The sequence below is a fragment of the Bacillus sp. JK62 genome, assembly GCF_053663455.1.
Window position 1 is genome coordinate 572,365 of record NZ_JBSJQA010000001.1, and the last position, 13,123, is coordinate 585,487.

The following is a 13,123-nucleotide window of genomic DNA, read 5'->3' on the forward strand; positions in this document are numbered from 1 at the left end:
AGAAAGCCAATGTCAGCAAAGCCAATTATTGATCAACTGAAGCGACTTTGCGCACTGCATGAACATCTGCTCACGCTGTCTGAGGAGAAAACGGAAGCGCTGAAAGCAGGTAAAACAAAAGAGCTCTCCAACATATTGACTAAAGAGCAAAAGTATATTCAGGCAATCGGGCAGACTGAGGAAGAACGAATCAGGTTAACTTCTCAGTTTCTCAGCCGCGGTGAGGACAATACAATTGCTGCATGCATCTCCAGAACTTCAGGCAGTGAAAAACAGGAGCTTGAAGGGTTATTTCACTCTTTGTCTGCGCTTCTTGACCGTCTGAAAGAAGTGAATGAGATGAACAAACAGCTCACGATTCAGGCTTTACAATTCATCTCCGGGGCATTCGATATGATCATGCCGGGTGAAAAAGAGAATATGAATTATAAAGAGCCGCAAGCGGCGCGCAAGCCTGTCAGCCGTTTGACATTATTCGATTCAAAAGCTTAGAACGGAGGATTTTCAATGCCATCGACTTTTATGGGGCTCGAAACAGCAAGGCGTGCATTGAGTGCGCAGCAGACTGCATTGAGCACAGTTTCAAATAACGTTGCAAATGCAAATACAGAAGGATATACGAGGCAGCGCGTCACATTACAATCGACGAGCCCTTATCCCGCAGTATCAAAAAACAGTGATCTGACGGCCGGACAAATCGGAACAGGAGTAAAAGCCGGTTCAGTTGAGCGCGTCAGAGACAGTTTTTTAGACTATCAGTACAGAACTGAAAATACAAAATTAGGATACTATACAGCCCGTTCCAATTCATTGTCGCAAATGGAAGGCGTCATGAAAGAGCTTGACAATAACGGATTAAACGGATCGCTCAGTTCGTTTTGGAATGCCCTTCAGGATCTGGCGACGAATCCGGAAAATACGGGAGCGCGCTCAGTTTTGCAGGAGCAGGGGAAATCTCTTGCCGAAAGTTTTAACTATATATCTACCTCTTTGACTAACATTCAGGGTGATATTAAAAAGAACCTGGATAACACAGCGGATCAGGTCAATTCCATTCTCAATCAGCTGAATGACCTTAACAATCAAATAGCGGCAGTTGAGCCGAGCGGTATGCTCCCTAATGATTTGTATGACCAAAGAGACAGATTGATTGATCAATTATCTTCTATGGCAAATATAAAAGTTTCATATAATAAGTCGGGCGGACATGCCTTGGCGACTGCTGAGGGCACGGTTAACGTCGAATTGCTGAACGGGAACAACAATTCTCTCGGTACGCTGCTCGACGGTAACACAAAAACAGTTTCAGAAATGAAAATCAACTACGACAAGGACAGCGGACTCGTGTCGAGTGTGTCAGTCGGCAGCAGTACGGTCAATGCGGATGCATTTACCGGAAAAGGCTCACTTTTAGGTCTTATTGAATCATACGGCTATATGTCAAACGGAGAAGAAAAAGGTCTTTATCCTGAAATGCTGACGGCTCTTGACAATATGGCGCTATCCTTTGCTGACGCGTTTAATGCAGTTCATGAAAAAGGGAAGACCTATACAGGCGAACAGGGTGCAGCATTTTTTGATTTCAGCGGCGGTGAAGCGGTGCCGGCAAAAGGTGCGGCAGCGAAAATAAAAGTCAGTGACAAAATCCTTGCGTCTACTGATAATATCGCAGCGTCGTTAAACGGAGAAAAAAGTGACGGCACAAACGCGACAAATCTTGCAGCCGTACAGAACAGCAAGCTGACTATTAACGGTGAAACCACTACAATTAATGACTTTTATGAATCCCTTATCGGAAAGCTGGGCGTTAATTCACAAAAAGCGGCCAATCTTATGAACAACTCTGAAAGCAACACCCTTTCAGCCGATGAACGGAGACAATCAGTCAGTGCAGTGTCTTTAGATGAAGAAATGACAAATATGATTCAGTTTCAGCACGCTTATAATGCGGCTGCGCGGATCATAACGATGCAGGATGAAATATTCGATAAAATTATTAACGGTATGGGCACCGGAGGAAGATAGGAGATAAGTAAATGAGAGTAACTCAAGGGATGATCGCAAAAAATTCTCTTCGATTTATCGGCTCAAGTTATGACAAGCTCGATCGGCTTCAGCAGCAAGTGTCTACGGGGAAAAAAATCACGAAAGCTTCTGATGATCCGGTCGTCGCAATGAAGGGAATGCAGTACCGTACTCAGCTTGCGCAGGTAAACCAGTATCAGCGGAATGTTTCGCAAGGTTTTACATGGCTGGAAAACTCGGAATCAAGCGTAAACTCGGAAACGGATATTATGGGGAAAATCCGGGATTTGATGGTTCAGGCGAAAAGTGATTCGAACGGTGAAACAGAATTGAAAGCAATCGGTACAGAAATCGGCCAGCTGAAAAAGCAGCTCGTTTCTGTCGCGAATACTCAGGTAAACGGACGTTATCTGTTTAACGGAACAAATTCAGACGTCCCGCCGATCACTGAAAATGCCGACGGCACATATACGTACAACTATGAGAATTATACCGGTGCTTCGGATGTTAACATCAACATCTCAAACGGAGCAGTGCTGAAAGTGAATTCTGATCCAAACTCAGCTTTCGGAGGCGTCGCACAAAATGGAGATAATGTATTTGAATTTCTCAACTCCTTAGAAGCTTCTTTAAGCAAAGGCACGCTGTCCGAAGCAGATTCAAATCAAATTCTGTCAGATATCGACGGTTTTACTGACAAAATGAATGCTGAAAAATCCAATATCGGCGCACGCACAAACCGGTTGGAACTCATTCAGACAAGATTGGAATCACAAGCGGCAACCGCTGAAAAAGTATTGTCGGATAATGAGGATGTAGAAATGGAAGATGTAATTGTTGATTATTTATCTCAACAGACGGTTCATAGAGCAGCGCTGTCAGTGAATGCGAATATCATTCAGCCGTCACTGATCGACTTCCTGAAATAATATAACTATCGTCTTCAATATATAAAAAAAGCGACTCACAACAGGGAGATCGCTTTTTTTACTAAAATACTATAAACAGGAGGGATCTCTGTGCAGATGCCGAGATTGATTATTGACAGTGTGCCTGCTAAAATCGGTATAACCTTTCAAAAGGAAGAAATCGAGATGGAACAGCCGCCCGCTGACCTGGAAATCGAGCAGCCGCCGGCAGAGCTGAACATTGAAAGCACGCCGGCCAAACTGACGATTGATCAGACGAGGGCGTGGGAGAACTTGAATCTCAAATCATTTGAAAAGCTGAACGCTGAAGCCGCTCAAAAAGGTGCTGAAGCCTGCAGCGAGTTTATCGCAAAAACAGTCAGGGAAGGGAAGGAAATGGCGGCTATCGAAAAGAAAACGGGCAATGTGATGGCCCGGCAGGCAGCAGATGTCAGGCCGCCCGATCCATTCGGCGAATTCAGCGACTTTCTGCCTGCGCAGTTTCTCGTCGACATTGACTGCATTCCTTCAAAGCTTACGATTGATATTGAAGCCCGCAAACCTTCAATTGAAGCAGCCGTCAATAAACCTGTATGGAATTATACGCCGGGGAAAGTTCAGATTGATATGATGCAAGACCCTAAGGTGACGATTTCGGTTGATGATGGCAACGCAGAATAAAAGATGAAAGTGGTAAAGGATTGTGAAGCATGATAATTAAAACAAAATATCACGGAGAAATCAGAATAGATGAAGGGCAGATTATCTCATTTGAAAACGGCCTGCCGGGATTTAATGAAGAGACTCAATTTGTTGTTCTTCCTTTGTCGGAAGATTCACCGTTTTTGGCGCTGCAGTCTGTGAAACAGGAGCACATCGCCTTTATTGTCGCCAGTCCGTTTATTTTCTTTAAAGGGTACGAATTTGACATTGACCAAGCGACGCTTGAGCTTTTGCACATTGAAGATATAGAGGACGTCGAAGTGATGGCGATTTTAACGCTGGAAGAGCCTTTTGAAAAAACGACCGCCAATTTAAAAGCGCCGATTATCGTCAATAAAAAGGAAATGAAGGCGAAACAAATCATTTTACATGATGCTTCCTATGAAACAAAACATCTGATAGGAGGAGGATCATGCTAGTTCTCTCAAGAAAAGTGAATGAGTCCATTCAGATCGGGCCGGATATTGAAATAAAGGTGATCGCCATCGAAGGAGAACAAGTGAAGCTGGGCATTGAAGCGCCTCAGCACGTAGATATTCACCGGAAAGAAATCTACTTGTCAATCCTGGAAGAGAACAACAGAGCCGTATCTTTTAATACTGATTTATTACTTAACTTATCCTCACAAAAAAAGTGAGGATTTTTTTATTTTCAATATAAACAATAGAAGCGGCCATCCGATATATATATTGTAGCCAATGAGAGGAAATATTTTCTTCAGAAATGACGCTGCGCAAATGCACAAGGACGTGCGAAAAACAATTCAGGGAGGAAATACAAAATGAGAATCAACCACAATATCGCGGCTCTTAACACTAGCCGTCAGCTGAATGCAGGTTCAAACTCTGCTGCAAAAAACATGGAAAAATTATCTTCAGGTCTTCGCATCAACCGCGCTGGTGATGACGCTGCGGGTCTTGCGATCTCTGAAAAAATGCGTTCTCAAATCCGCGGTTTAGACATGGCGTCTAAAAACGCTCAAGACGGAATCTCTCTTATCCAAACATCTGAGGGTGCATTGAACGAAACTCACAGCATTCTTCAGCGTATGAGCGAGCTTGCTACACAAGCAGCTAACGATACAAACACAGATTCTGACCGTTCTGAGCTTCAAAAAGAGATGGACCAATTAGCGTCTGAAGTAACAAGAATCTCTACTGACACTGAGTTCAACACGAAGAAACTTCTTGACGGAACTGCGCAAAACCTGACGTTCCAAATCGGAGCTAACGAAGGCCAAACAATGAGCCTGTCTATCAATAAAATGGACTCTGAAAGCCTGAAAGTTGGTACGACTTATACAGTATCCAATGATCAAAATACATTGACATCAACTGACGGAAAAAGCACTGCTACTTGGGCGGATGAAGTAACAGATCCAGATGGTAAGGTTACAAAAGCAGCCGGCTATTATGATACTGACGGTAAAGTCGTTGCATCTGAAAAATTAGCTGCAGATTCTAAAGTAACAAAAGGTATCGACATCTCTTCTTCAGCTAAAGCTGCGTCTTCAGCTCTTACAACAATCAAAACAGCTATCGACACAGTATCTAGCGAGCGCGCTAAACTTGGTGCGGTTCAAAACCGTTTAGAGCACACAATCAACAACCTTGGTACTTCTTCTGAGAACCTGACTTCTGCTGAATCACGTATCCGTGACGTAGACATGGCTTCTGAGATGATGGAGTACACGAAAAACAACATCCTTACTCAGGCTTCTCAAGCTATGCTTGCGCAAGCTAACCAACAGCCTCAGCAAGTTCTTCAATTGCTTAAAGGTTAATGACGGAAAGATCCTGGTTCTCCAGGGTCTTTTTTTATTTCCTCAGCTATTTCCCCCTTCATCATGCCGAAGAACCCTATTGACAAAATGAAACATTATATTTTGCAGTTAAATTATTGAAAACCTTTTAATATGACCGATATAAGAATAAGATCATACATTTATGGAGCTGTGATATGATAAACAGTCGGAAACTCACTGTTGTCATAGAGCCGTCTACGACTAAACGCCGAAAAGGAGAGGGTACATATGGTCACAAGAATCACAGGCCTTAATTCCGGTCTTGATGTAGATTCTCTGGTGAAAAAAATGATGGATGCCGAAAAGCAGCCGCTTAATAAATTAAACCAGCAAAAGCAGACGCTTGAATGGAAGCGCGATGCTTATCGGGAAATGAATACCCAGATTGCCGACATGTATTCTACTACATTTAATAATATGCTGATGTCCACAAACTGGAATAAAAAAACAGTAACAAGTTCGGATTCCAGTGTCAGCGCGGTGGCTGTCAGTGCTGAACAGAATATTTCAACGAGCATGTCTGTACAGCAGCTGGCTACGCCGACGACATATAAATCATCGGGCGCTATCAATTTCACTTCGGGTCAGAGCCAAACATTGAAATTCAATGTCACAAATCCGGGTGAAACGAAGCCGACTGAGGTAAACGTCACGATCGCCGCAACCGATACGATTGACGATGTCATTTCTAAACTGAACAGCTCGGGTCTCGGAGTGACGGCTTTAAAAGAGAAAATCTCTAACGGCTCGGATTATGTGGACACGATTGCGTTCACTTCCAATAAAACGGGGGAAGGGTTTACCCTTTCAGCAGGTGATGACGCGACCAAAAGCTTTCTGAAAGATCAGCTCGGTTTTGCCGTTGATGATGCAACAAATGAACTGACGGCCAATGCCGAAGGGAAAAACGCGAAGTTTACGTTCAACGGGCTTGAAATGACAAAAACGTCCAATAACTTTACGATCAACGGCATCAAATACACGCTGAACAGCGTGACGGACAGCAATAAAACGGTTACGATTAACAGCACGACGGATACGGACGGCATTTTTAACAACATTAAAGATTTCGTTGATAAATACAATACGTTAATTAAAAGCGCAAACGAGAAGGTGACAGAATCAAAATACCGTGATTATAAGCCGCTAACCGATGAACAAAGAGAAGCGATGACCGATAAGCAGATTGAGCAGTGGGAGGCAAAAGCTAAAAGCGGTTTATTACGGAGTGACAGCACGCTGCAGAACGGTTTGGCGGAGATGCGGCTTGATCTGTACTCAACCGTTACGATTGACGGGAAAAAATATCAGCTTGCCGATTTCGGAATTGAGACGTCTGATAGTTATACGGATCAAGGAAAGCTTGTCATTAAAGACGAAGCGAAACTGAAACAGAAAATTACCGAGAATCCTGCTCTCGTGGCTAAACTGTTTAATGCAGACAGCCCTGATACAGCGAAAACCAAAAACCCGGAGGAACAGGGGATTGCCCGGAGATTAAAAGACACATTAAATAAAATGCAGATTCAAATTTCAAAACAGGCGGGTACGGAAAGCTCGGTATCAACCAGCTTTGCCATCGGAAAAAGCCTGGATGAAATAGAAACAAATATTTCCAATATGAAAACGAAGCTGGATGACATCGAGACGAGATATTATAAAAAGTTCAGCGCACTGGATACGGCATTGGAGAAATTGAACAGCCAATCTTCATATCTCACGTCAATGTTAGGATCTTCAACATCATAACCTTGGAGGTTTTATAAAAATGGCAATAAATAATCCTTTTGCTGCTTATCAGCAGACATCCGTCTTTACAGCCGCTCCGGAAGAGCTGACCCTTATGCTTTATAACGGCTGCCTGCGATTCATTAAGCTGGCAAGGCAGGCGATGAAGCAAAACAACCTTGAAGCCAAAAATGAAAATATCGTAAAGGCGCAAAACATCATTCAAGAGCTCAGCATCACGTTAAACCGGGAGATTGAGATTTCCGAGCAGATGTCATCCATTTATGATTACATCCGCCGCCGGCTGATCGATGCGAACGTGCAGAATAACGGAGAGTTTTTAGATGAAGCGGAAAAGCTCGTTACTGAATTTCGCGACACGTGGAAGCAGGCCATGCAGAGTGAACGGAAAAACAGCCATGGCGCGGGCGGCCTTGCCTGATGAACAGCAATGTCTTTTCTTTGTATAACGAAACGAAGAACATGTACGCCGCACTGAAGGACGCCCCGGAAAGCGACGGCCTCATCAGCAGCGTTACGGCATTTACGGAGAAAAGGGAGGAGATGCTTGCGGGCATAAAGCCGCCTTTTTCCGAAGAAGAAAAAACGCTGCTTCAGCAGGTGGCCGCGATGGACCGTCTGATTACCGGCGAAGTGAAACGGATTCAGGATGGCATCCGAAATGAAATAAAAACGCTTAAGAAAAAACGAATCTACCATAATACGTATTTCAATCCGTATCAGCAAACGACAAGTGACGGCCGTTATTACGACAAACGCAAATAGGTGAGTGTTTTGAGAAGTTTGAACGATTACCATTTGGTGTCAGCCTATTACCAGCTTCTTTTTACGATTGATGAGGGGCTTTGCTACCTGTTGGACACGCAGGACGATTTTTTTAAGACGGAGGGCGAGCGGATTTACAACGATTTGATTCAGGCTTTTTTTCATCTCGATTCTTCTCATGCGCTTCTGTTGTCTATCATTGAGTGCCGATGCGTGGAGACGGCGATCCGCTCATTTGACGAGATCTTTCAGGATTTCAGCATGTTAAATGATTATGATTTCCCGTCCGCCCCTTTTCAGGAGTTTTTAAAAACCATCTTTCTGCCGCATTATAAGCTATGGATGGAGCAGACGCACGACTGCATCAAACCGTATGTTCTTCACTAGACCTGCTGCAAGCGGCAGGTCTTTTGCCTGCGTCCTTTGCATATACTTATAATCCTGCCGGACGCTGCCGGATAAAACCGACACCATTCGTCGTCGTTCACCGAATTTACACATTATTTTAACGTTTCAGCAGGGATCAGAAGGGGTAAAAGAGAAATAGTTACATATCCTTAGATAAAGGGAGGCGTTCTTTGATGAACTACAATATCAGAGGAGAAAACATTGAGGTTACACCTGCGTTAAAGGATCATGTGGAGAGAAAAATCGGCAAGCTGGAACGATATTTCGAGCAGAGCGTCAATGCCGATGTGAACGTCAACTTAAAATTCTATAACGATAAGGAATCCAAAGTTGAAGTCACTATTCCGATGACTGATCTGGCGCTTCGTTCTGAAGTGCATAACGAGGATATGTACAATGCAATTGATCTCGCAACAAACAAGCTGGAACGTCAAATCCGAAAGCATAAAACAAAAGTCAACCGAAAATTCCGCGAGCAGGGTCTTCCGAAACATTATTTCGAGAACGGCAGCGCTGCTGATACGGGCGTAGCGGTTCAGGACGAAATTGAAGATGACAGCCCGGAAATTGTCCGTCAAAAGCGTTTTAATTTAAAACCGATGGATAATGAAGAAGCGATTCTCCAAATGAATATGCTCGGACATAATTTCTTCGTATTCACCAACGCGGAGACGAATCTCACAAATGTCGTTTACCGCAGAAATGACGGCAAATACGGATTAATTGAACCGACTGAATAAACCCATCCAGCCTTCCGTGAACGCGCGGAAGGTTTTTCTCTATCTTTATCTGCAAATTCTTTGGAAATAGCAAAAGGTATGTTATGATAATGAGAGGTATACATGGACAGAAAATTATCATTTATTCCATGCAAAATCTGCATGTGAACATAGAGGAGCGTTATAGATGCTTGGGATTTTAAATAAAATGTTTGATCCGACCAAACGTGCGCTGAACAAATACGAAAAAATAGCAAATGACATTGATGCCGTAAGAGGAGATTATGAAAATCTCTCTGACGAGGCGCTTAAAAATAAAACGGCAGAATTTAAAGAGCGGCTTGAAAAAGGAGAAACGACGGATGACCTTCTTGTCGAAGCGTTTGCCGTCGTTCGTGAAGCTTCCCGCCGCGTAACCGGCATGTTCCCGTTTAAAGTGCAGCTCATGGGGGGCATCGCCCTTCATGAGGGGAACATTTCCGAAATGAAAACAGGGGAAGGGAAAACGCTGACGTCTACGCTTCCCGTGTATTTAAATGCCTTGACGGGAAAAGGCGTTCACGTCGTAACGGTCAACGAATATCTGGCGAGCCGTGATGCCCAGCAAATGGGAGAAATCTTTGCGTTTCTCGGGCTTACAGTCGGCCTGAACCTGAATTCGATGTCAAAAGACGAAAAACGCGAAGCTTACGCAGCCGATATCACGTATTCAACGAACAATGAACTCGGCTTTGATTATTTGCGTGACAACATGGTGCTCTATAAAGAACAAATGGTGCAGCGCCCGCTTCATTTTGCCGTTATTGATGAAGTTGATTCAATTTTAGTCGATGAAGCGAGAACGCCATTGATTATTTCCGGACAAGCTCAGAAGTCCACAAAACTGTACGTGCAGGCAAATGCGTTTGTCCGCACACTCAAGAAAGATCAGGATTATACGTATGACGTCAAAACGAAAGGCGTTCAGCTGACGGAAGAAGGAATGACGAAGGCTGAAAAAACGTTCGGCATCGACAACCTGTTTGATGTCAAAAACGTGGCCTTGAACCACCATATCAACCAGGCTTTAAAAGCCCATGCGGCGATGCAGAAAGACGTGGATTATGTTGTTGAGGACGGCCAGGTCGTCATCGTTGATTCCTTCACCGGCCGTCTGATGAAAGGACGCCGCTACAGCGAAGGTCTTCACCAGGCGATTGAGGCGAAAGAGGGCCTGGAGATTCAAAATGAAAGCATGACATTGGCGACGATTACGTTCCAAAACTATTTCCGTATGTACGAGAAGCTGGCCGGTATGACCGGTACCGCAAAAACGGAAGAGGAAGAATTCCGCAATATTTATAACATGCAGGTTGTATCCATCCCGACCAACCAGCCGGTCATCCGTGACGACCGTCCGGACTTGATCTACCGCTCAATGGAAGGGAAATTCAAGGCGGTGGCGGAGGATGTCGCCCAGCGCTACATGACCGGACAGCCGGTTCTTGTCGGTACGGTTGCCGTTGAAACGTCTGAATTGATTTCTAAACTTCTGAAAAACAAAGGGATTCCGCATCAGGTGCTGAATGCCAAAAACCATGAGCGTGAAGCTCAGATTATTGAAGAAGCGGGACAAAAAGGCGCTGTCACGATTGCGACCAACATGGCGGGACGCGGAACCGACATTAAACTCGGCGAAGGCGTAAAAGAGCTTGGCGGTCTTGCAGTCGTCGGTACGGAACGCCACGAATCCCGCCGGATTGACAATCAGCTCCGCGGACGTTCAGGACGTCAAGGAGACCCGGGCATCACACAATTTTATCTTTCAATGGAAGATGAATTGATGCGCCGTTTCGGAGCTGAACGGACGATGGCGATGCTTGACCGGTTCGGTATGGATGACTCCACGCCGATTCAGAGCAAAATGGTGTCACGCGCCGTGGAATCATCTCAAAAACGTGTCGAAGGAAACAACTTCGATTCACGTAAACAGCTTCTTCAATATGACGACGTGCTCCGTCAGCAGCGCGAAGTCATTTACAAGCAGCGTTTTGAAGTCATTGACTCTGAAAACCTGCGCGACATTGTGGAAGGCATGATCAAGTCTTCTCTGGAGCGTGCGATTGCCGCTTATACGCCGAAAGAGGAGCTTCCGGAAGAATGGAATCTTGACGGCCTCGTGGAGCTGGTGAATACAACGTATCTTGATGAAGGCGCGCTTGAAAAGAGCGATATCTTCGGAAAAGAACCGGACGAAATGCATGAGATGATCATGGACCGCATCATGACGAAATATAATGAAAAAGAAGAGAATTTCGGTACAGAGCAGATGCGTGAATTTGAAAAAGTCATCGTATTGCGTGCCGTTGATTCAAAATGGATGGATCATATTGATGCGATGGATCAGCTGCGTCAAGGAATTCACCTTCGCGCTTATGCGCAGACAAATCCGCTGCGTGAATATCAAATGGAAGGCTTCGCAATGTTTGAGCACATGATTGAGTCCATTGAGGACGAAGTTGCGAAATTCGTCATGAAGGCCGAGATTGAAAGCAATCTGGAACGCGAAGAAGTTGTTCAGGGCCAAACGACGGCTCATCAGCCGCAGGACGGCGATGAGGCCAAACAAGCGAAAAAAGCGCCGGTCCGCAAAGTTGTGGATATCGGACGCAACGCGCCTTGCCATTGCGGAAGCGGAAAAAAATATAAAAATTGCTGCGGCCGGACAGAATAGTCTGGACTGTATGAAGCGAACATGACCGGGTCTGCGTCTTATGGCGCCCCGGATCTTTTAATGAGGTGAATGGAATGGAATTATCAGAAATCAGGGCAGAGCTCGAAAATATGGCTTCTCGTTTAGCGGACTTCAGGGGGTCTCTTTGACCTCGAATCAAAGGAAGCCCGCATTGCAGAATTAGATGAAAAGATGGCGGAACCGGAATTCTGGAATGACCAGCAGAAGGCCCAAACCGTCATCAACGAAGCGAACGGTCTGAAAGAATACGTGAACTCCTACCATCAGCTGAGCGAGTCTCACGAAGAGCTGCAAATGACACATGATCTTTTAAAAGAAGAACCTGACCAGGACCTTCAGCAAGAGCTTGAGAAAGAGCTGAAGTCATTAACGAAGGAATTGAATGAATTTGAGCTTCAGCTGCTGCTCAGTGAACCATATGACAAAAATAACGCGATTTTAGAACTTCACCCGGGCGCCGGCGGTACGGAATCTCAGGACTGGGGTTCCATGCTGCTCAGAATGTATACCCGCTGGGCGGAAAGACGCGGCTTCAAAGTTGAAACGCTTGATTATCTCCCGGGAGATGAAGCAGGAATTAAGTCTGTCACACTGCTTATTAAAGGTCACAATGCATACGGCTATTTAAAAGCGGAAAAAGGCGTACACCGTCTCGTGCGGATTTCTCCATTTGATTCATCAGGCCGCCGTCACACGTCATTCGTGTCATGTGAAGTCATGCCTGAATTCAATGAAGAAATCGACATTGATATTCGTACCGAAGATATTAAAGTTGATACGTACCGGGCGAGCGGTGCCGGCGGACAGCACGTCAATACGACTGATTCAGCCGTTCGGATCACCCACCTGCCGACAAATGTAGTCGTCACGTGCCAGACGGAACGCTCACAAATCAAAAACCGCGACCGGGCGATGAAAATGCTCAAAGCGAAGCTGTATCAGCGCAGAATTGAAGAACAGCAGGCGGAGCTTGACGAAATCCGCGGCGAACAGAAAGAAATCGGCTGGGGCAGCCAAATCCGCTCGTACGTCTTCCATCCGTACTCCATGGTGAAAGACCACCGCACCAATACGGAAATGGGGAACGTGCAGGCGGTTATGGACGGAGATATCGATATCTTCATTGACGCCTATTTACGTTCTAAACTGTCGTAATCCGGGAACACACCTGCCTTTGGCAAGGTGTGTTTTTTTTATCCGTTCTCTTTTTCCATTTTTCACAACAGCGCTTTAGCAAATTAATACGGTATTTGGCTGTTATTTACTTCTAAGCCGGGAAGACTTAAAA

At 45.0% G+C, this 13,123-nt stretch carries 14 protein-coding genes; all 14 read left to right on the top strand.

All coding sequences use genetic code 11. The features are described from left to right. Positions 1 to 9: 9 nt before the first annotated feature. The 14 genes from ACWJJ4_RS02835 (at position 10) to prfB (ending at position 12,990) form a co-directional block, all read left to right on the top strand. Entirely contained in the window at positions 10 to 492 is a 483-nt protein-coding gene (locus ACWJJ4_RS02835; protein WP_003151394.1) for a flagellar protein FlgN, read from the top strand. A 15-nt stretch (positions 493 to 507) separates the two neighbouring features. Further along, complete coding sequence (flgK, locus tag ACWJJ4_RS02840; RefSeq protein WP_015387629.1) at positions 508 to 2,025, top strand: flagellar hook-associated protein FlgK; 1,518 nt, start codon at positions 508 to 510, stop codon at positions 2,023 to 2,025. Positions 2,026 to 2,036: 11 nt separating this feature from the next. Beyond that, positions 2,037 to 2,954, top strand: a complete 918-nt coding sequence (gene flgL, locus ACWJJ4_RS02845) for a flagellar hook-associated protein FlgL (RefSeq protein ID WP_003151396.1) — start codon at positions 2,037 to 2,039, stop codon at positions 2,952 to 2,954. Positions 2,955 to 3,044: 90 nt separating this feature from the next. Next, a complete protein-coding gene (locus ACWJJ4_RS02850) occupies positions 3,045 to 3,614 on the top strand; it encodes a DUF6470 family protein (protein WP_007407476.1) in 570 nt (189 codons plus the stop codon). A gap of 29 nt (positions 3,615 to 3,643) precedes the next feature. Next, positions 3,644 to 4,075, top strand: a complete 432-nt coding sequence (gene fliW, locus ACWJJ4_RS02855; protein ID WP_454021408.1) for a flagellar assembly protein FliW — start codon at positions 3,644 to 3,646, stop codon at positions 4,073 to 4,075. Then, positions 4,069 to 4,293, top strand: coding sequence for a carbon storage regulator CsrA (gene csrA / locus ACWJJ4_RS02860; protein ID WP_003151402.1), 225 nt, complete (start codon positions 4,069 to 4,071; stop codon positions 4,291 to 4,293). Before fliW ends, csrA begins: the two co-directional genes overlap by 7 nt. Positions 4,294 to 4,437: 144 nt before the next feature. Then, the gene (locus ACWJJ4_RS02865; RefSeq protein ID WP_003151403.1) at positions 4,438 to 5,439 is read left to right on the top strand and encodes a flagellin N-terminal helical domain-containing protein; all 1,002 of its coding nucleotides are present in this window, start codon (positions 4,438 to 4,440) and stop codon (positions 5,437 to 5,439) included. Positions 5,440 to 5,688: 249 nt separating this feature from the next. After that, positions 5,689 to 7,209 (top strand): flagellar hook-associated protein 2, encoded by a 1,521-nt coding sequence (locus ACWJJ4_RS02870; RefSeq protein WP_015387632.1) that lies wholly within the window; start codon positions 5,689 to 5,691, stop codon positions 7,207 to 7,209. Positions 7,210 to 7,228: 19 nt separating this feature from the next. Then, the gene (fliS, locus tag ACWJJ4_RS02875) at positions 7,229 to 7,630 is read left to right on the top strand and encodes a flagellar export chaperone FliS (protein WP_003151407.1); all 402 of its coding nucleotides are present in this window, start codon (positions 7,229 to 7,231) and stop codon (positions 7,628 to 7,630) included. Beyond that, positions 7,630 to 7,974, top strand: coding sequence for a flagella biosynthesis regulatory protein FliT (gene fliT / locus ACWJJ4_RS02880; RefSeq protein WP_003151410.1), 345 nt, complete (start codon positions 7,630 to 7,632; stop codon positions 7,972 to 7,974). The genes fliS and fliT overlap by 1 nt, the downstream gene beginning before the upstream one ends. 9 nt (positions 7,975 to 7,983) lie before the next feature. Next, a complete protein-coding gene (locus ACWJJ4_RS02885) occupies positions 7,984 to 8,361 on the top strand; it encodes a hypothetical protein (protein WP_003151412.1) in 378 nt (125 codons plus the stop codon). Positions 8,362 to 8,555: 194 nt separating this feature from the next. After that, a complete protein-coding gene (hpf, locus tag ACWJJ4_RS02890) occupies positions 8,556 to 9,122 on the top strand; it encodes a ribosome hibernation-promoting factor, HPF/YfiA family (protein WP_003151413.1) in 567 nt (188 codons plus the stop codon). 166 nt (positions 9,123 to 9,288) lie between these two features. Then, positions 9,289 to 11,814 (top strand): preprotein translocase subunit SecA, encoded by a 2,526-nt coding sequence (secA, locus tag ACWJJ4_RS02895; protein WP_071392358.1) that lies wholly within the window; start codon positions 9,289 to 9,291, stop codon positions 11,812 to 11,814. 74 nt (positions 11,815 to 11,888) lie between these two features. After that, a protein-coding gene (gene prfB, locus ACWJJ4_RS02900) for a peptide chain release factor 2 (protein ID WP_096034905.1) occupies positions 11,889 to 12,990 on the top strand; the annotation gives its coding sequence in 2 pieces (ribosomal slippage) (positions 11,889 to 11,960 and positions 11,962 to 12,990; 1,101 coding nt in all). Positions 12,991 to 13,123: the final 133 nt, after the last annotated feature.